Source organism: Brevibacterium sanguinis, from assembly GCF_039528855.1.
Lineage (GTDB): Bacteria > Actinomycetota > Actinomycetes > Actinomycetales > Brevibacteriaceae > Brevibacterium > Brevibacterium sanguinis.
Window position 1 is genome coordinate 186739 of the sequence record NZ_BAAAMB010000002.1, and the last position, 18851, is coordinate 205589.

At 70.3% G+C, this 18851-nt stretch carries 13 protein-coding genes; 9 read left to right on the forward strand and 4 right to left on the reverse strand.

All coding sequences use genetic code 11. From position 1 onward, the window contains the following. Nucleotides 1–229: 229 nt before the first annotated feature. Both ABD154_RS02235 and ABD154_RS02240 read right to left on the reverse strand, forming a co-directional pair. Complete coding sequence (locus tag ABD154_RS02235; RefSeq protein WP_344249795.1) at nt 230–3358, reverse strand: ATP-dependent helicase; 3129 nt, start codon at nt 3356–3358, stop codon at nt 230–232. Next, nucleotides 3358–6594 carry a PD-(D/E)XK nuclease family protein gene (locus tag ABD154_RS02240; protein WP_344249797.1) on the reverse strand — a complete coding sequence of 1079 codons (3237 nt, stop codon included), beginning with the start codon at nt 6592–6594 and terminating at the stop codon, nt 3358–3360. Before ABD154_RS02240 ends, ABD154_RS02235 begins: the two co-directional genes overlap by 1 nt. A gap of 75 nt (nt 6595–6669) precedes the next feature. On the opposite strand from ABD154_RS02240, the gene ABD154_RS02245 reads away from it, so the two are divergent. Beyond that, entirely contained in the window at nt 6670–7269 is a 600-nt protein-coding gene (locus tag ABD154_RS02245) for a TetR/AcrR family transcriptional regulator (RefSeq protein WP_232623565.1), read from the forward strand. Between the two features lie 188 nt (nt 7270–7457). Further along, complete coding sequence (locus ABD154_RS02250; protein ID WP_198498562.1) at nt 7458–7682, forward strand: DUF3107 domain-containing protein; 225 nt, start codon at nt 7458–7460, stop codon at nt 7680–7682. An 81-nt stretch (nt 7683–7763) separates the two neighbouring features. On the opposite strand, the gene ABD154_RS02255 is transcribed toward ABD154_RS02250, so the two are convergent. Next, nucleotides 7764–8396, reverse strand: coding sequence for a ferritin-like fold-containing protein (locus ABD154_RS02255; RefSeq protein ID WP_140955187.1), 633 nt, complete (start codon nt 8394–8396; stop codon nt 7764–7766). Between the two features lie 61 nt (nt 8397–8457). On the opposite strand from ABD154_RS02255, the gene ABD154_RS02260 reads away from it, so the two are divergent. Then, complete coding sequence (locus ABD154_RS02260; protein WP_344249802.1) at nt 8458–9930, forward strand: DEAD/DEAH box helicase; 1473 nt, start codon at nt 8458–8460, stop codon at nt 9928–9930. A 158-nt stretch (nt 9931–10088) separates the two neighbouring features. Here the strand turns inward: ABD154_RS02260 and ABD154_RS02265 are convergent, their stop codons facing one another. Beyond that, nucleotides 10089–10946: a PHP domain-containing protein gene (locus ABD154_RS02265; RefSeq protein WP_344249804.1), complete on the reverse strand. Its 858-nt coding sequence runs from the start codon at nt 10944–10946 to the stop codon at nt 10089–10091. Nucleotides 10947–11003: 57 nt separating this feature from the next. Between ABD154_RS02265 and ABD154_RS02270 the strand changes: the two genes are divergently transcribed. The 6 genes from ABD154_RS02270 to ABD154_RS02295 all read left to right on the forward strand — a co-directional run bounded on the left by ABD154_RS02270 (nt 11004) and on the right by ABD154_RS02295 (nt 18667). Beyond that, on the forward strand, nt 11004–12506 hold the full coding sequence (locus ABD154_RS02270) for an aminopeptidase P family protein (protein WP_344249806.1): 1503 nt from the start codon (nt 11004–11006) through the stop codon (nt 12504–12506). Next, nucleotides 12503–13669: a P1 family peptidase gene (locus ABD154_RS02275; RefSeq protein ID WP_344249808.1), complete on the forward strand. Its 1167-nt coding sequence runs from the start codon at nt 12503–12505 to the stop codon at nt 13667–13669. Before ABD154_RS02270 ends, ABD154_RS02275 begins: the two co-directional genes overlap by 4 nt. A gap of 306 nt (nt 13670–13975) precedes the next feature. Next, complete coding sequence (locus ABD154_RS02280; RefSeq protein ID WP_198498557.1) at nt 13976–15253, forward strand: magnesium transporter MgtE N-terminal domain-containing protein; 1278 nt, start codon at nt 13976–13978, stop codon at nt 15251–15253. A gap of 2 nt (nt 15254–15255) precedes the next feature. Beyond that, nucleotides 15256–15789 (forward strand): DUF1003 domain-containing protein, encoded by a 534-nt coding sequence (locus tag ABD154_RS02285; RefSeq protein ID WP_198498556.1) that lies wholly within the window; start codon nt 15256–15258, stop codon nt 15787–15789. After that, nucleotides 15789–16916 carry an Mrp/NBP35 family ATP-binding protein gene (locus tag ABD154_RS02290; protein WP_344249812.1) on the forward strand — a complete coding sequence of 376 codons (1128 nt, stop codon included), beginning with the start codon at nt 15789–15791 and terminating at the stop codon, nt 16914–16916. The genes ABD154_RS02285 and ABD154_RS02290 overlap by 1 nt, the downstream gene beginning before the upstream one ends. A 242-nt stretch (nt 16917–17158) precedes the next feature. Then, nucleotides 17159–18667, forward strand: a complete 1509-nt coding sequence (locus ABD154_RS02295) for a polysaccharide deacetylase family protein (RefSeq protein ID WP_344249814.1) — start codon at nt 17159–17161, stop codon at nt 18665–18667. Nucleotides 18668–18851: the final 184 nt, after the last annotated feature.

Here is an 18851-nt window from a genome sequence, read left to right on the forward strand (position 1 = left end):
CGCCCGCTGCCGAGTCAACGGCCGAGTCCGAGTCAACGGCCGAGTCCGAGTCAGCGGACGACGCTGACGAGCCGACGGCGTCCCCGACGGCTGAGCGGCCCGGGGACTCCGCGCAGGCGCGCAGCACTGAGCGGTCGAGCAGCCCCGAGCGGAGCTGACCCGCGCGCACTCGTGCGCTCTCCGATGCTCCCATTTCGAGTGGTGTCCGCCCGCACTCACCCGCTCGCGCTCAGTCGTGGACGGCCAGCCATGCGATCACCTCATCCTCCTCGGGCAGGTCGGAGAAGCTGACGACGTCGTCGCTGCCGACGAAGTAGAACGTCCCGGTCACCTCGGTGACCTCGGGGTGGACCCGCTGGACGGCGAACCGATAGAGCGCCAGCTGCCACTTCATCACCTCGAGCGTCTCCGCGTTCGGCCTCTTCGACGTCTTCCAGTCGACGACCTCGGCATGGTCACCGGTGATGAACACGGCGTCGATCTTCCCGGGCACCCGGAACCGGCCGAGGACGAGCTCGAAGGACATCTCGATCTCCGCCGCCTGCCGACGCGCGAAGTCCGAGGCGAGGAACGTCTCCTGGAGGCGCGTGAGCTGCGCCGTGTCGGCCGGCCGCACGGTCTCGAGCTCATCGATGTCGATGCTCGCCTGTCCGAAGTGCCGCTCGACCCAGGCATGGAAGCTCGTGCCGATCTCCGCCGCCCGGCTCGGGGGTTCGGGCACGGGACGCAGCGTCTGCGTGCGGAACTCCTCCGGGTCCCGCCGCCATGACACGAGGTCCGTCGTCGACAGGCGGTCGGGCAGTCGTCCCTCCGCCGCCGGCTCCTGGGCGCGGAGGATGGCCTGGGCGCGTCTGGCCAGGACGGCCACCGGGGAGTCCCCGCGCGCGACGGTCTCGAGGTCGATGTCACCGGCGGCCTCCACCCAGCGCCCGGCGCGTTCGGCGATGGCGACCCGCTCGGTGCGCGGCACCGGCCACACCGTCGTCTCGATCCGATCCGCCGCGGACTCCTCCGCGGGGTCGGGGATCTCCGGGTTGAGCCCTGCGGCCTCGGCGGCCTCACGAAGGAACGGGGAGAGCTCGTCGGGGGTGGACCGGGATCCCATGAGCTCGGCGCCGAGCCAGAGATGATGCTTGGCGCGGGTGAACGCGACGTAGGCGAGCCGCCGCTCCTCCTGCTCATGCGCCTCGGCCACGGCCGGCTTGATGAACTCGCTGACCCATTCGTCGAGTTCCTTCTTCGTCTCGAACTCGGCGCTGCGCAGGTCGTAGTCGACGAGGTGCAGGCGGTCCCCGCGCAGCGGATAGGGCAGGGCGGTGCGTCCCATCCACCCCTCCTTGTCCCGGGGTTCGGTCGGAAAGTCCTTGACGACGAGCGAGGGCACGGCGACGGCGTCGAACTCGAGTCCCTTCGAGGCGTGGACGGTCATGACGTTGATCGCTCCCGGGGCCACGGTCGGCTCGGCGGCGCTGAGCGCGTCCTTGACCTCCATGAGCGAGAGCCATTCGAGGAAGCCGGGCACACTCGGCCGCTCGGCGGTCGCCGAGTACTGGGCGGCGGCGGAGAGGAACCCGTCGATCGCCTGGCGGTGGACCCGGCGCAGGGCGTCGCCGAGCGCCCAGATGTCGGAGTCGATGCCCGTCTCCGTCAGCGCGGTGCGCACCACCGAGGTGAGTGTGCCGGTGCCCGCCCGCACCGCGCGCAGGGCCCGGGCGAAGCGGACGAGACGCTCGCGGGCGGTGTCGCTGAGCCCGGTGGCCCGCGCGGCAGGAAGGTCGATGAGCTCGTCGAGGCCCTCGACGATCGTCGGCACGTCGATGGCTTCGGCCAGCAGCTCTCCCCCGCCGGCAGCCTGCGACTTCGCTGCGGTCTCCCGGCCCTTCGCCTGGCGTCGGGTGAAGGCCGAGAGCGCGGCGATGTCGGTCGCGCCGAGGCCGAGCAGCCGCCCGCTGAGCAGCCGCATGAGCTCGTCCCCGGCCAGCGGATCGACCGCGGCGCTGAGCACGGCGCGGAGGTCGGCGACGTACGGGTCGCTGAGCAGGCCGGAGGACCCATGGACGTGGACGGCGAAGCCCGCGGTCTCGAGCGCGGCGGTGACGGGGGCGAAGTGCGCGCGCTTGCGGCACAGCACCGCAGTCGAGGCGCCCTCCGGCAGTCCGGCCGCCCATTCGGTGAGCGAGCGCAGCCCCACGGTGAGGAACGACTCGTCGTGTGCGCCGGAGGAGACGTCGACGACGACGTCGCCGACCCCGGCGTCGGGGCGGGTCGTCAGGGGCGTCTCCCGGCTGCCGGTGAGCCCGTCGGCGACCCGGTTGGCGACGTCGAGGATCGTCCGGTCGTTGCGCCAGCTCGTGCTCAGGGTCAGCGGCTCGACGTCGGTGAAGTCCGCGTCGAAGCGGATCATGTTGTCAGCGCTGGCGCCGCGCCACCCGTAGATCGCCTGCCGGGGATCGCCGACGGCGGTGACCGCTGTCCTCGAGAACAGGGTGGAGAGCAGCGTGAGCTGCGCGACGGAGGTGTCCTGGAACTCGTCGAGGAGGACGATCCTCCACCTCGCCTGCTCCGCCGCCAGGGCTTGGGGCACCTCGTCGACGATGCGCTGGGCGAACCGCACCTGATCGGAGAAGTCCATGGCGAGATGACGGCGCTTCGCGCTCATGTACTCCCCGGCCAGGGCCGCCGTGCGGATCTTCTCCTCGAGCTTCCGACGCCGACCGCTCGGGTCGACGGGTTTGCCCTTGCTCGACACGAGCGCCCGCAGGCACGCCTCAAGGTAGTCGGTCACCTCGGCGACATCACGGCCATGGTCGTTCATCGCCCCGGCGAACGCGATGATGTCGGCGATCATCGTGTCCCGCGCATAGCTGCCGGGCACCGCCTCGGCGGACGCGGCATCGATGACCTCGGCGGCGATCGCGTGGGCACCCGCCTCGTCGAGGAGCACGGTCTCGGGTTCGATGCCGATGCTCGCGCCGTGCTCGCCGACGATCGCGGCCGCATACGAGTTGTACGTCGACACCGTCGGATAGTCGAGGCCGGGCAGAGCGAGGTCGCTGCCCTCGCCGAGGTTGTGCCGCAGACGCGAGAGCAGCACCCGGATGCGGCTGCCGAGCTCCCCCACGGCCTTGCGGGTGAAGGTGAGGCCGAGGATCTCCTCGGGGGCGACGTGCCCGTTGGCGACGAGCCAGACGACGCGCTGGGAGATGACGGTGGTCTTGCCCGATCCGGCGCCGGCGGTGACCTTCATCGTCTGGGCGGGGTCGGCTTCGATGATGCGCTGCTGTTCGGGACTCGGACCGAACGCGCGCGTCGGATCGGCGGCGGTGAGCCGAGCGAGGTCGTCGGCGCTGAATCTCATCAGGACTCCTCCAGCATGTGGGGGCCGATCGCCGGGCACGACGATCGCACGGGACAGCTCAGGCACTTCGGCGGGTCGACGCGGGCCGGGAAGTCCGCGGAGCGCATCCTCGTCGAGACCTCACCGATGAGCTCCCGCGCCCAGTCCGGGTCCTCGTCGGCGCTCACCGCACCCTGCAGCCGCTTCGTCGACTTCGTCCGACGCAGGAAGACGAGTTCGGCGCCGACGGCTTCGACGTCGACGACCCGGCCGTCGGGCAGGGTGAGCGTCCCGGAGTCGACGGCCTCCTGGTAGACGCCGAGCTGGGCGTGCCGGGGCATGTCGGCGCCGGCGGGAACATTCCGTCCTGTCTTGAAGTCGACGATGCGCACCCCGTCGGCGGTCGCTTCGACCCGGTCGAGCCGGCCGGTGATCGTCCATTCCTGCCCGAGGTCGTCGACGCCGGAGGCATGAACCTGGGCTTCGACGCCGAGCACCGACCCGGGGGCGTCCTCGATGTACTCGCCGAGGCGGTCGACCATGGCCATCGCGGCCGTGTGCTCCCGTTCGCGCTCCCAGTCGGTGGCGAACTCGAGGGTTGCGAACTCGCGTTCAACGTACTCCCTGATCGTCGAGGTCGGGCCGGTCGGATGGTGTTCGGCGGCGGCGTGGAGGATCGTGCCGATGCTCTGCGCGGTCGTCCCTCCCCGGTCACCGCCGTGGCGGGTGAGGAACCAGCGCAGCGAGCAGTCGGAGAATGTCTCGACCTGCGACGGGGAGATGGTGACGTCGTCGTCGGGCGTGAACAGCGGTGCCGTCGAGGTGACGTCCTCGGCCTCCCGCCACTGTCCGGGTGCGCGCGACCCGGGAACCGCGGCGGTCAGCGCCGCCGACAGTGCCGCCCAGTCCGCGGCGGCTGCCGGCGTCGGATCGTCTCCCTCACCGGCGGAGTCGCGGGCGGCGTCGAGGAGTTGGGAGCGGGCCAGCGCGGCGATCTCGGCGAGGTCGAGGGGCGGCAGCTCATCCTCGTCGGTGAGCGTGTATCCGTCGGTCGAGGCGGTGCCGCGTGACGTGGCTGCGGCGATGACGTCGAAGAACGCCGAGGGCGCGGACTCGGAGTCCGAGAGTGCGGTGACGATGATCTTTTCCCGGCCCCGCGTCAGGGCGGTGTAGAAGAGCTCGGCTTCCTCGCGGAGGTTCGTGCGCTTGGCGTGCGCATGGTAGCCGGGGTCCGCGGTGACGGGGTCGTCGCCGGCGAGGAGCGCGGTGAGGTCGCCGAGTCCGAGGATGCCGCCGCGCAGCTTCGGGTTGGGCCACACCCCCTCGTTGACGTCGGTGATGATGACGCAGGGCACACGGAGGTGGGCAAGCGAGGCCGGGGTGCCGACCTGGACGTGGTCGGCGAACCCGGAGGTGCGGGCGAGCGAGTCCTGGGCGATGTCCTGCTCGGCGACGATGCCGGCGAACGAGCGGGCGGTGAACCCGCCGCGGTCGGTGATCTTCTCCGCCAGGGTGAAGAGGCGCAGCACGGAGTCGAGGTGGGCTCCGGCAGTTCCGTCGGGGTCCCGCAGCGCCTCGGTCTGCCAGCGTTCGGCGACGCCGGCGGCCTCCCAGATGGCCCAGAGCGCGGTGTGCGGGTCCGCATCGGCGTGGTCGGCGGCGGCACTGAGCATCCGGGACAGCGTCGACAGTCCCGGGATCGGTGAGTCCGCTGGGGCGTCGCGGAGCGCGAGGGCGAGCGATGCCGTGCTGTCGGCGGCCGGGTAGGCGCTGCGGACGAGGCGGCGGAAGCGGCGCAGCTGCACGGCGTCGAGGCGGATGTAGACGCTGCCGGCCAGGGACAGTGCGACCCGGGTGAGGGTGTCGTCGTCGCCCAGGCCGGGCGCTTGGGTGAGCAGGTCGAGCAGGGGCGCGGTCGCCGGGTCGACGTTGAGGGGCTGGACGATCGTCGCCGTCGGCGTGCCCGCCGCGCGGAGTTCGCCGGCGGTCACCCGTGCCGTCGACGCGTTGCGGCAGATGACGGCGACATCGGAGTGGGAGTGCCCGGCGGCGACGTACTCGGCGATGCGTCGGGCGAGGTAGCGGTGGGCCGACGCGGCACCGGCGAAGACATGGGTCTCGACGGCCTCGTCCGTCGTGAGCTCCGACCCGGCGGGCGCAGCCGCGTCGTCCCCCACCGCGTCCTCCCCCGCGGCAGACATGAGCGGACGCGGCATGTGCCCGAGTCCCCACCGGGTGGTGATCCGTGCGCCGAATCCGTCGGAGACGGCCGCGAGCTCGGGATCGGTGTCGACGACGCGGTCGAGAACGAGAGTTTCGAACCGGGCATCGGAGGCCGCCCGGTCGAGCACGGAGGCGTCAGCCCCGTGGAAGCGGCCCGTCACCGTCTCCGGGGCGCCGAAGAGCGCAAGCGCAGTCCCGCGTTCGCGCAGCTGCTCGAGGACGCCCCAGCTGGCGGCGGGGAAGTCCTGGACCCCGTCGGCGAGGACGACGGAGGGAACCCGATCGGGAGAGAACGACCACGGCCGCCCGGCGGTCACCTCGGCGGGTTCACGGAGGATCTCGAAGGCCGCGCGGGCGAGCACCGTCGCCGCATCGATGCCCCCGTATCCGGGCATGCTCATGATCCCGAGGTACTCCTCGAGCACCGCTGCGACGGCCTCCCACCGCGGGTCGGGGTGGGTCGCGAGGACCCGTTCCAGGGCGCTGCGTCCGGCGTCGAAGACGTACTCCCCGTGTTCGTCGGCAGGCGGCAGCCGGACCCCGAAGTCGAACTCCATCACCCTGTTGAGGACGTCGCGGATCTCGGTGCGGAACGCCGAGGTGGCGCGCACCTCGGCGGTGATGTCGGTCGGCCAGTGCGGGGTGTGTCCGTGACCGGCCTCGTGGCCGGCGAGGAGATCGGCGAGGAAGACGTCCTGGTCCGCGCCTGAGACGAACTCGAGCTCCTCCCCGGTGCGGGTGGCGTGGGCGGCGCGGGCGATGCCGTAGGCGAACGACGAGATGCTCCGGGCCGGAGCGGCCCGGAGGATCGCCTCGGCGGGGACGGGAAGGGTGTTGCGCAGGACGTCGGCATGGTCGCGGTTGGGGGTGAGGACGAGGATCGACGAGGGATCGACGGACTCGACGAGGCGGCCGTAGACCGCCTCGAGCAGCGTCGTCTTCCCCGTCCCCGGCCGTCCGATGACGGCGGCGGATTCGCGGTTGAGCAGCGCCGCGGACAGCGTCGCCGAGTGATCGGGTGCCTGGTCATCCATACCCGTATTCCATCATGTGCCGCTGACACGGTGTTCGCTCCCGGGTCGCGGGGCGGATTCGCGTAGGATTGGGGGATGCCGAGTCCGCAGCAGAGAATGCCCCGTGAACAGCGCCGTGACCAGTTGGTCGGGGTGGCGCGCGCCGTGTTCGCCAATCGGGGATACCGCACGACGTCGATGGACACGATCGCCGAGGAGGCCGGCGTGTCGAAGCCGGTCCTCTACCAGCACTTCGCGTCGAAGCAGGACCTCTACCTCGCCCTCATCGACCACTCGGCCGCGCACCTGGCCGGACAGGTCGCGCAGGCGCTCAACTCGACCGATGACCCCCGCGAGCGCATCCGCGCGACCTACCGGGCGTACTTCGACTTCGCGATCTCCCATCGCGAGGAGTTCGTCATCCTCTTCAACTCCGATGTCTACGAGCCCGAGGCGCAGCAGCGTGTGCGCACGATGCGCGAGGGCACCGTCGCCCGCATCGTCAGTGCGCTCCAGAGCTTCACCGATCTCGACGACGCGGACGCCGATCTGCTGTGCCGCACGCTCATCGGCACCGCCGAGGTCGTCATCAAGCAGATCGAGGCGACGCACGAACTCGACATCGATGCGACCGTCGACCTGCTCACCCAGATGAGCTGGGGCGGACTCTCCTCCTTCGCGACCCACACCCGCTGAGGACCGCCCCCGCCGCTCGGCCGGGGCGGAGGGCGGACCCGACGATAGCCCCGATCGAGCGTCCGTCGGCTCCACCCGCGGTCGTTCGCGTTCGCTGAGAGCCGAGCGCCGAGCCCTGCGAGGCGGGAAGAAACCGGGGCGAGGGCAACGTTAAGCTGAGGACGACTACCACCGCGTTAAGGAGAACAATGGAAATCAAGATCGGCGTCCGCCAGTCCCCGCGTGAGATCGTCCTCGACACGGACGAGTCCGCCCAGGACCTCGCCACGCGCATCGAGGAAGCGGTCAAGGCCGAGGCTCTGCTCACCTTCACCGACACGAAGGGCCGCCAGGTCTTCGTGCCGTCGACGGCGCTGGGCTACATCGAACTCGGCAGCGAGACCTCCCGACGCGTCGGCTTCGGCGTCGCCTGAGGCAGTCGGACAGCGCAGAGGCCCGGTCATCGTGACCGGGCCTCTGCCGTGTCTCCACCTATGCCAATGCGACACCTATACCTATGCGACGAGGCCGAGGGCCGACATGCGGCGAGAGTGGTTCGCGGTGACCGCGGGGATCGCCTCGACGATGACGGCCTCGTCGATACCGAGGACCGGGTCGGTGAGCAGGTGCCGGGCGCGACCGAGGGTTTCGGCGACGAGTTTGCGTCCCCACAGGGCGAGCCGGGAGGCCAGCTGCGTGTCCTCGCCGACGTCGGCGGTCAGCCGATTGCGGACGAAGTCGGCGGCCCGTGTATCATCGAGAACAGCAATTGCCAGGCTGTGCTCGGGTTCTGCGAGCTTATCGGCCGCCATGCGATAGAAGTCGTTCATGATCCCGTCGAAGACGAAGCCCTTCATGAGGCTCTCGTACCAGTCACGGGGACGAGTCCTCTCCGCCAGCACGGAGAACGTCGGCTCGAAGATCCTGCAGAGTTCGATCACATCCTGGCCCGACTCACTGATGCGCTGCGAAAGCTCTTCGAAGTGCGAGAATGAGTGCGATGCCAGCCGTGACAGCGTCACCGTGTCGTCGAGCTCCACAGCCGTGGACGCATTGGTCGCCATTCTCTCGAAGGCGGTGAGCTCACCGTACGCGACCAGCGCAAGCGTTGCAGCATCAGTACTGGCCAAGGGGTAAGAATCGGGCATAGCTCAAGAGTACCGGTTCGCATCCAGCACGGGCGCGAAGGCGCCAAAAGGAGTTTGAGACATGGCGGACACAGACGCCGATTTCGCTGATCTGGGGGTGTCGGGACCGATCGTCGCCTCCCTGGCAGCGGCCGGGATCACCCACCCGTTCCCGATCCAGGCGATGACGCTTCCCGTCGCGCTCTCGGGCGCCGACATCATCGGGCAGGCGAAGACCGGAACGGGCAAGACGCTCGGCTTCGGCATTCCCCTCCTCCAGCGCGTGGTCGGCAAGGACGAGGACGGCGCGGCCGACACCGGTCAGCGCCTGCCGCAGGCGCTCGTCGTCGTCCCCACCCGCGAGCTCGCCAAGCAGGTCGCCCAGGACCTCGTCACCGCGTCGAGCCAACGTGACATCGACATCATCACGATCTACGGCGGCAAGGACTTCGATCCGCAGATCAATGCCCTCAAGGCCGGCGTCGACGTCGTCGTCGGCACCCCCGGACGCCTCCTCGACCTCTACGGCCGCAAGGTGCTCAAGCTGAACAAGGTCCGCACCGTCGTCCTCGACGAGGCCGACGAGATGCTCGACCTCGGCTTCCTCCCCGACGTCGAGCGCATCATCAACGCCGTTCCCGCGAACCGGCAGACGATGCTCTTCTCCGCGACGATGCCCGGCGCCGTCATCACCCTGGCCCGACGCTACATGAATCGCCCCACCCACATCCGCGCCCATGACAACGAGGACCTCTCGCTGACGGGCAAGAACACGACGCAGTTCGTCTACCGCGCGCATTCGATGGACAAGAGCGAGATGGTCGCCCGTCTCCTCCAGGCCGAGGGCCGCGGGCGGACGATCATCTTCACCCGCACGAAGCGCACCGCCGACAAGCTCGCCGCCGAACTCTCCGACCGCGGCTTCGCCGTCCGGGCGCTGCACGGCGACCTCGGGCAGGCGCAGCGGGAGAAGGCGCTGAAGTCGTTCCGCGACGGCACCGTCGACGTCCTCGTCGCCACCGACGTCGCCGCCCGCGGCATCGACATCGACGATGTCACCCACGTCGTCAACTTCCAGTCCCCCGAGGACGAGAAGACCTACGTCCACCGCATCGGCCGCACCGGTCGCGCAGGCAACTCCGGCACCGCCGTGACGCTCGTCGACTGGGATGACATGCCCCGCTGGCGGCTCATCAACAAGGCCCTCGGCCTCGAGCACGACGAGCCCGCGGAGACGTACTCGACCTCTCCCCACTTCTTCTCCGACCTCGGCATCGCGAAGGGCACGAAGGGGCGTCTGCCCCACAAGCACGGCGAATCCTCCGACAACGTCGGTGAGGACAAGCGCCCGGCCCGCCGTCGGCGCAGCGGGGAGAAGAGCGAATCCCCGTCCGATTCCCGTCGCGGCGACTCCTCGGACTCCCGCGGCGGCGATTCCGCGGCCGACACCGATGCGAAGAAGCCCCGCCGCAACCGGCAGCGTCGTCGCACCCGCGGCGGCAAGCCCGTCGGTCGCACGAGCCGTGCCGAGGCCTCGGACACCGGCACCGAGTGAGACCGGCACCACCGGCGCCCCGCCCGCAGTCACCTGCGGCGGGGCGTTCGTCGTCTGCCGAAGAACCTCGCACCCGCGACCCCCGCTCGATCACGCGGCAGTGCGGACAGCGGGCCGTGCACGCGCCCATCGCTTGATCGAGGGCGCTGACTCCGCGCTCACCCCTGGATGAACTCGACTCCCCCGGGCCTGCCGGCGGCGCGGTCGAGGAGTTTGGCGAGCATGTGCTCGGACGTCGAATGCTCGCCGAGGCGGTTGGGCTTGCCCGTGCCGTGGTAGTCGCTCGACCCGGTGACGATGAGGTCGTGGTCGTGAGCGAGGCGCCTCATGATCTCGCGTTCGTTCGGCGGGTTGTCCCGGTGGTCGACCTCGAGTCCGTCGAGTCCCGCGGCGATGAAGTCGGCCATCGCGGAATCGGAGACGACGAGACCCCGCATCGCCGCCCGGGGATGGGCGAAGACGGACACGCCCCCCGCCTCGGCGATGAGGCGGATCGCGGTGATCGGGTCGATCGTCGGCAGGGTGACGTGGTACTTGCCGTGGCTCGAGAGGATCGAGGCGAACGCCTCCGAGCGGGTCTCGACGAGCCCGGCGGCCACGAGCGCATCGGCGATGTGGGGGCGCCCGATCGTCGCGTCCTCGCCGGCGACGGCGAGCACGGCGTCCATGTCGATGGGATAGTCCTCGGCGAGCCGGTCGATGATGAGGTGGGTCCGGTCGAGGCGGGCCCGCCGGGTCTCCTCGACGACGCTGGCCAGGCCCGTGTCGTAGGGGTCGTGGAGATAGGAGAGGAGATGGACGCTGATCCCCTCATGACGGCACGAGATCTCCATCCCGCGGACGAGGCCCAGGCCGTAGACCCGGGCCGCCTCCTCGGCGGGAGCCCATCCTGCGGTCGTGTCATGATCGGTGATGCCGACGACGTCGATGCCCTCCATCGAGGCTTCGGAAACGAGTTCGGACGGGCTCTGTGTCCCGTCCGAGAACGCCGTGTGTGCATGGAGATCGATGACCATGCCCTCAAGTCTATCCACTCGCCGGAGCCGTCCTGACCGCGTGCCTAGAATGGAGGCATGACAGACAGCACGGAGACCGACCAGCCGATCAACGACCGCGTCAACAACCGCTCGCACCGTCCCAGCTCCCGCGCATTCCGCGACTTCGTCGCGCAGGGCTGGGATCGCACCCCGCTCAACGCCGAGGCCCTCGCGGCCGCCGGGTTCACCCCTGAGCGGCGGGCGAAGATCTCCGCGGCCTTCCCCGGGGAGCGCCTCGTCGTGCCCGCCGGCGGACTCAAGGTCCGGTCGAACGACACCGACTACCGGTTCCGCGCCCATTCGGCGTTCATCCACCTCACCGGCCTCGAAGCCGATTCCGAACCCGACGCCGTCCTCGTCTTCGAACCCGAGGGCGACGAGCACACCGTCACCCTCTACTTCCGTCCCCGCGCCGGCGCCGACACGGAGGAGTTCTTCTCCGACGCCCGCTACGGCGAGTACTGGGTGGGCCCGCGCGCCGACCTCGAGGCGATGGCGACGATGACCGGCATCGCGACCGCGAACTCGGCGACCGTCGACGATGCGATCACGAAGGACCTCGGCGCGATCTCCGTGCGCCTCGTGCGCGCAGCCGACACCCGCATTGACTCCGTCATCGACCTCGCCCGCACGCAGGTCCAGGCCGACCTCGAGACCTCCGAGGCCGGGGATGCCGAACTCGCCCAGGCGCTGTCCGAGCTGCGCCTGGTCAAGGACGACCACGAGATCGAGGCGATGCGCGAGGCCGTCGCGATCACCCGCGCCGGCTTCGACAACGTCGTCGCCTCCCTGCCCCAGGCCGTCGCCCACCGCCGCGGCGAGCGCGTCATCGAAACCGCCTTCGAGACCGCCGCCCGCTCCGACGGCAACGGCATCGGCTACGACACGATCGCGGCCTCGGGCAACCATGCGTGCACCCTCCACTGGATTCGCAACGACGGACCCGTCGTCGACGGCGATCTCGTCCTCGTCGACGCCGGAGCCGAAGCCGATTCCCTCTACACCGCTGACATCACCCGCACCCTGCCGGTGTCGGGCACGTTCACCGAGGTGCAGGCCAAGATCTACGACGCCGTCCTCGACGCCTCCGATGCCGCGTTCGCCGTGGCCGCCGAGCACACGCAGCGCACCGTGCGCTTCCGCGAACTCCACGAGGCGGCGATGGAGGTCATCGCCGCGAGGCTCGAGGAGTTCGGTCTCCTCCCGGTCTCCGCGGCCGAATCGCTCTCCCCCGAGGGTCAGCAGCACCGCCGGTGGATGGTCCACGGCACGAGCCACCACCTCGGCCTCGACGTCCACGACTGTGCGCAGGCGCGGGCGGAGATGTACCTCGACGGCGTGCTCGAGCCCGGCATGGTCTTCACGATCGAACCCGGTCTCTACTTCAAGGCCGACGACCTCCTCGTGCCCGAGGAGTTCCGCGGCATCGGCGTGCGCGTCGAGGACGATGTCCTCGTCACCGCCGACGGAGTGGAGAACCTCTCCGCCGGGTTCCCCCGCACCCGCGAGGAGATCGAAGCCTGGGTCCAGGGTCGATGATCCCGACCCCGACCCGCGGGCGGGGCATCCTCGAGATCCCCGGGATCGGACTCGGGCATGCCGGTGACTTCACCCGGCAGCGCCTCACCGGTGTCACCGCACTTGTGCCGCCGCCGGGATCGACGGTCGGCGTCGATGTGCGCGGCGGAGGCCCGGCGACGCACGAGACCGACGTCATCGCTCCGGGCACCCATGCCTACGGGGCCGATGCGATCGTCCTCACCGGCGGATCGGCGATCGGTCTGCGCACCGTCGCCGGGGTGTCGGAGGCCCTCGCCGAGGCGGGTCGCGGTTTTCCCGCACCTCACCCGCCGGGCACGGTCATCCCGCTCGTCCCCGCGGCCGCGCTCTACGACCTCGGTCGCGGCAGCGGTCCCGTCGCCCCGCCGACACCCGCTGAGGGGGCGGCGGCGGTGCGGGCGGCGCTCGCGGCGGCCGGCACTGGCCGCGCTGTCGGCGAGGACTCGAGAGACGGCCCGGACCCGACAGGCGGCGCGGGCGCGAGTGGCGGCGCGGACCGCGCCCCCAGCGTGAGAGGCAGCGTCGGCGGGGCCAGCGGTGCGCGGATCGGGTTTCAGACGATGCGCGGCGGCCTCGGGTCGTTCGCGCTGCGCCTGCCCAGCGGACACACCGTCGCAGCCCTCGTCGCACTCAACGCGCTCGGGACCATCGGCACCCCGGACGGCACCCTCTGGGCCTCTCCCCTCCTCCGCGCATTCGGGTGGGACCTTCCTCCCGTGCCCGGGCTGCCGATGCCGGAGACCGCGGCAGATCCCGAGAGCGAGGATGTCGGGGACTCCGGGGCAGCCACCTCGGCGACGAATACGACCCTGGCCGTCGTCGCGACCGATGCCGCCCTCGACTCGGCGCAGGCAACGCGGATGGCCGCGAGCGGCCACGCCGGCATCTCCCGAGCGATCCTGCCCTCCCACACCCACTTCGACGGGGATACGGTGTTCGCCATCAGCACGGGCACGGTGCCGTTGGCCGCCGAGGCGACACCCGACCTCGTCTCGATCCACGCGGCCGCGGCCGATGCGATCACCCTCGCCATGGTCGACGCCGCCGTCAGCGCCGTCCCCGTCGACCCGTCGTGGGACCAGCCGCCGACCCTGACCGACCTCGCGCCCGAGTTCACGGCCGCCTTCGCCGCCATTCCCTGAGCAACGGCCGTGCGAACGCCGCAACAGCGCCCGGGCAGACGCCCCATCGACCGGGCCCGCCCCGCCACCTTCCATAGGCTGCTCAGGTCGGCAGCGAGGTGGATCGCGCTCGAAATCTCGCGCGCATTCGAGCCGGATCCACCTCGGCGGCACGGCCGGACGGTGCATCAGGCACACCTGCACTCGCTGACACGGTCCGACGACGCTGCCGGCGAATCCTGCAGTCCGGCGACAAGACGACTTGGCGACCGGGACGTGATGTGGACGACGCCGCCCAGGGCGTGACCACGAAGTAGGCTTGAGGATATGAGTGGCTCCTCGAAACGCGTCTTCGTCGCCCGCCTCATCTCCGCCCCGGTCTTCGACCCCCTCGGCGATCAGGTGGGCCGCGTGCGCGACGTCGTCATCGTCTACCGCACGACGATGCGCCAGTACCCGCGCGTCATCGGGCTCGTCGTCGAGGTGCCCGGACGCCGCCGGGTGTTCGTGCCGATGGGGAGGGTGACCTCGATCGACGCCGGTCAGGTCATCACCACGGGACTCGTCAACATGCGCCGGTTCGAGCAGCGCCGCTCGGAGACCCTCGTCGTCAACGACCTCCTCGACCGCCGCCTGCGCCTGCGCGAGGACGACTCCCCCGTCCAGATCGAGGACGTCGGCATCGAGCAGCAGGTCAACCGCGACTGGGAGGTCACCCGCCTCTTCGTCCGTCGCGTCCAGGAGCGCAGCAGCGCCTTCTCCGCCTTCCGCCGGCGCGGGGAGACGATGCAGATCTCGTGGACGGACGCCGACCATCCCGCGGACTCCGCCCACGATCAGGAAGCCACGCAGCTCATCGCCGCGTACCAGGACACGAAGCCGGCCGACCTCGCCGACGTCCTCTTCGAGATGACGCCCGAGCGCCGTCTCCAGGTCGCCCGCGCCCTCGACGACGAACGCCTCGCCGACGTCATCGAGGAGCTGCCGGACGAGACCCAGGTCGAACTCCTCTCCGCCCTCGACACGGAGAGAGCCGTCGTCGTCCTCGAGGAGATGGAGCCCGACGACGCCGCCGACCTCCTCGGCGAGCTCACCGACGAACAGGCCGAGCGGTTCCTCACGCTCATGGAGCCCGACGACGCCGAGGACGTGCGCACCCTGCTCTCCTACGACGAGCACACCGCCGGTGGTCTGATGACGACCGAACCGGTCATCCTCACCCCGGAGACGACCGTCGCCGAGGCGCTCGCCCACGTCCGCCGCGAGGACCTCCCGCCGGCGCTCGCCGCGGCGATCTTCGTGTGCCGCCAGCCCATCGAGACCCCGACCGGCAAGTACCTCGGCCTCGTCCACATCCAGGAGATGCTGCGCCATCCGCCGCACGAGGCGGTCGGCATCATGCTCGACACCGAGGTCGACCCGATGCCGCCGGACACCCCGCTGGCCGAGGTGACGAAGTTCCTCGCGGCGTACAATCTGGTGTCGGTGCCGATCACCGATGAGAACGACCGACTCATCGGCGTCGTCACCGTCGATGACGTCCTCGACGAGCTGCTGCCCGAGGACTGGCGCACGACCGGCCGCGACGACCACAGAAGGGGGTAACCATGCCGACCGACGATTTCGACGTCCCCCGCTCCTCGAAGCGCAAGCTGCCCCGGTTCGCGATCTCCCCGGAGACCTTCGGCCGCGGCGCCGAGGCGTTCGCCCGCTTCATGGGCACCCCGGCGTTCCTCGTCGGGATGACGGTGTTCTGTGCCGTGTGGCTGCTGTGGAACACGCTGCTGCCCGAGGCGGTGCAGTTCGATCCGCGTTCGCTCAACTTCACCCTGCTCACCCTCATCCTCTCCCTGCAGGCCTCGTACGCGGCCCCGCTCATCCTGCTCGCCGAGAACCGCAGCGCCGACCGCGACCGCGTCGAGTTCGAGCACGACCGGCAGCGGGCCGAGCGCAACCTCGCCGACACCGAATACCTCGCCCGTGAGGTCGCGGCCCTGCGCATCGCGATGCGCGAGGTCGCCACCCGCGACTTCATCCGCTCCGAGCTCAAAGATCTGCTCAAGGAGCTCGAAGAGGACGCCGCCAAGGACAGCGGCGGAGCAGACGACCACAGCCCGCGCGACACGAAGGGAGGCCGCTGATGAGCAGCGCCCTGACCATCGACGCCGTGAGGGAGGCCCTCACCACCGTCATCGACCCGGAGATCCGGCGCAACATCGTCGACCTCGACATGGTCTCCGACATCGCCGTCGACGGCGGCACCGTCACCGTCACCGTTCTCCTCACGATCTCCGGCTGCCCGCTCAAGGACACGATCACCCGCGACACCGAGGCGGCCGTGGGCCGGCTCGAGGGCGTCACCGAGGTGGTCGTCGAGCTCGGGACGATGACTCCCGAACAGCGCACCGCGATGCGGGAGAAGCTCCAGGGCCCCGGCGGCACCCGGGAGGTGCCGTTCGCGAAGCCGGAGTCCCTGACGAAGGTCTATGCCGTCGCCTCCGGCAAGGGCGGGGTCGGCAAGTCCTCGGTGACGGCCAACCTCGCCGCGGCGCTGGCCGCGAAGGGCCTGCGCGTGGGTCTCGTCGACGCCGACATCTACGGCTTCTCGATCCCGACGATGCTCGGCCTGTCCGGGCAGCCCACCCGGGTCGACGACATGATCATCCCCCAGGTCGCCCACGACGTGAAGGTGATGAGCATCGGGATGTTCGTCCCCGGCAACCAGGCCGTCGTGTGGCGGGGACCGATGCTCCACCGCGCCCTCCAGCAGTTCCTCACGGATGTCTTCTGGGGCGACCTCGACATCCTGCTCCTCGACCTGCCCCCGGGCACCGGCGACATAGCGATCTCCGTGGCGCAGCTGCTGCCGAACTCCGAACTCCTCGTCATCACCACCCCGCAGCAGGCCTCGGCGCAGGTCGCCGAGCGGGCCGGCGCGATCGCCACGCAGACGAACCAGCCGATCGCCGGGGTCATCGAGAACATGTCGTGGATGGAGCTGCCCGACGGCACCCGGATGGACGTCTTCGGCACCGGCGGCGGGCAGACCGTGGCCGAGAATCTCGCCGCGACGACGAACACCGAGGTGGAGCTGCTCACCCAGATCCCCCTCGACACGCTCGTGCGGGAGGGCTCCGATGCGGGCACGCCCGTCGTGCTCAGCCGCCCCGACTCCCCTGCCGCGCAGGCGTTCGACTCGCTGGCCGAGCGCCTCGCGCAGCGCTCGCGCGGCCTCTCGGGACGCTCGCTCGGCCTCAGCCCTGTGTGACGACACGCCGACGATCACGTCACATCGTTGTCACTGCTCGTCATCGGTGATCACAATCGTGCAACTCCGGTGTGATCTCTGCCCTGAGATCTGTCTCACGACGCTCCCGCAGCGTCCCCGTCAGTGCTGGTGAGACCCATCAGAGCAGGTGAGAGGCTTCACTGCCGCTGTCGTGAGCGTGTCAGGGCGGTCCTTTAGACTGGACGGCGAGCATCCCCCACAGTCGCTTTTAGGACCTCTCTTTGACATTCCCTTCGCGTCGCCGTGCCCTGCGTCCCCTCGCCGCCCTCACCGCCGTCTCCGCTGCCCTCACCCTGCTGTCGGGCTGCGTCGTCGCCGACGGCACCCGTGACGGCTCGTCCGCGTCTCAGGCGCAGCGGTCGACCGCCGAGGACAATCTGCAGACGCTCACGTCGGCCCTGCGCAGCTACGCTGTCGTCGATGCGAAGACGACGCCGAGCTCCGATGCGCACCTCTTCGGTCTGCCCGGTGCGAAGTCCCTGGCCGCCGCCACGGAGAAGGTCGTCCTCGGCGGCTTCGAATCCGCCGGCGCGTTCGGCGACCGCAAGGCCTTCAGCCCCGTCGTCACCGACCCCTCCGAGCGGTGGGAGGCCTCGAGGTTCACCGCACCCGCAGCGAACCCGACCGCCTCGACATCGACGCAGCCGACCGCCTCGGCGAATACCCCCGGCACCACCGGCGGGGAAGTCGACTACAGCAACCGCGTCCTCGCCGCCGGCGGTGACTACCTCGTCAGCGCCGTGACGGAGAACCGCGCACCGAAGAGCCCGCAGCTCGGCGTCCCGGGCACCTCGACGCCCGCCCCGAGCTCGACGCCCGCCTCGGCGCCGGCCGCAGCGACGACGGTGTTCGTCACGGACCTCGCCGAGGACACGACCGTCGAGGCCGCCGACCTCTTCACGGCGAAGACGGACCCGGGCGCGATCGGCGCCGATGAGAACGGTGCGCTCACCGTCGGCGGCGAGCCGGTGGACACCGACGATCTCACCGCTCTCGGCCGGACGGTGACGACAGCGCTGCACACCCCCGTCAACCTGCCGCAGGGGGCCGATGAGCGCGATCCCGACTACTCGTGCGCCCTGCTGCCGTGCGTGGCCCTGACCTACGACGACGGTCCGGGAGAGACGTCGATCGAGGACAAGCTGCTCGCCGATGCGAAGGACGCGAAGATCCGTCTCACGTACTTCCTCCTCGGCAAGAACGTCGAGCACAATCCCGGGGTCGTCGGTCGCATGGCTGAGGCCGGACACGAGCTCGGCAACCACTCGTGGAGCCACCCGCAGCTGTCGAAGGAGAGCCCTGAGGCGGTGAAGAAGCAGATCGGCGACACCGACAAGGCGATCGAGAAGGCCGGCGGCGGCAAGGTCACCGTCATGCGCCCGCCCTACGGTGCGATGTCGAAGGCCTCGGCGAAGGCCATCGACCATCCGGCGATCATGTGGGACGTCGACACCGAGGACTGGCGGCACAAGAGCGCGTCGATGATCGTCGACGCCGTCCGCGCCGCGGCGAAGCCCGGCTCGGTCGTGCTCATGCACTCGATCCATCCGACGACGATCGATGCGGCACCGGAGGTGTTCAAGACCATCGCGGACGAGGGGCTCTACGCCGTGACCGTGTCCGATCTCTTCTCGGAGAAGACGATGGAGAGCGGAGCCGAGTACTTCTGCCGCGGGTACTCCACGGCGCTGTGCTCGAACCCCGAGCATCCCGCGGTCCACCGCAACTGAGGCGCGCTGCGCGCAGGAGCATTGCAGCCGGTCAGGCGCTGAGGCGGTCAGCCGTGCAGGATCAGCTGCTCGCGGGCGCGCTGAGCACACAGAGCAATGGCCCCGTCACGTCGGTGACGGGGCCATTGGTCTGTGCTCAACAGCGGTCGGCGTGCAGCGGACGGTCGGCGGGCAGCAGCCGGCC

Coding starts and splice junctions, on each gene's coding strand:
- ABD154_RS02235 (WP_344249795.1), bottom strand. CDS start 3,358: ATGAGATTCAGCGCCGACGACCTCGCTCGGCTCACCGCCGCCGATCCG.
- ABD154_RS02240 (WP_344249797.1), bottom strand. CDS start 6,594: ATGGATGACCAGGCACCCGATCACTCGGCGACGCTGTCCGCGGCGCTG.
- ABD154_RS02245 (WP_232623565.1), top strand. CDS start 6,670: ATGCCGAGTCCGCAGCAGAGAATGCCCCGTGAACAGCGCCGTGACCAG.
- ABD154_RS02250 (WP_198498562.1), top strand. CDS start 7,458: ATGGAAATCAAGATCGGCGTCCGCCAGTCCCCGCGTGAGATCGTCCTC.
- ABD154_RS02255 (WP_140955187.1), bottom strand. CDS start 8,396: ATGCCCGATTCTTACCCCTTGGCCAGTACTGATGCTGCAACGCTTGCG.
- ABD154_RS02260 (WP_344249802.1), top strand. CDS start 8,458: ATGGCGGACACAGACGCCGATTTCGCTGATCTGGGGGTGTCGGGACCG.
- ABD154_RS02265 (WP_344249804.1), bottom strand. CDS start 10,946: ATGGTCATCGATCTCCATGCACACACGGCGTTCTCGGACGGGACACAG.
- ABD154_RS02270 (WP_344249806.1), top strand. CDS start 11,004: ATGACAGACAGCACGGAGACCGACCAGCCGATCAACGACCGCGTCAAC.
- ABD154_RS02275 (WP_344249808.1), top strand. CDS start 12,503: ATGATCCCGACCCCGACCCGCGGGCGGGGCATCCTCGAGATCCCCGGG.
- ABD154_RS02280 (WP_198498557.1), top strand. CDS start 13,976: ATGAGTGGCTCCTCGAAACGCGTCTTCGTCGCCCGCCTCATCTCCGCC.
- ABD154_RS02285 (WP_198498556.1), top strand. CDS start 15,256: ATGCCGACCGACGATTTCGACGTCCCCCGCTCCTCGAAGCGCAAGCTG.
- ABD154_RS02290 (WP_344249812.1), top strand. CDS start 15,789: ATGAGCAGCGCCCTGACCATCGACGCCGTGAGGGAGGCCCTCACCACC.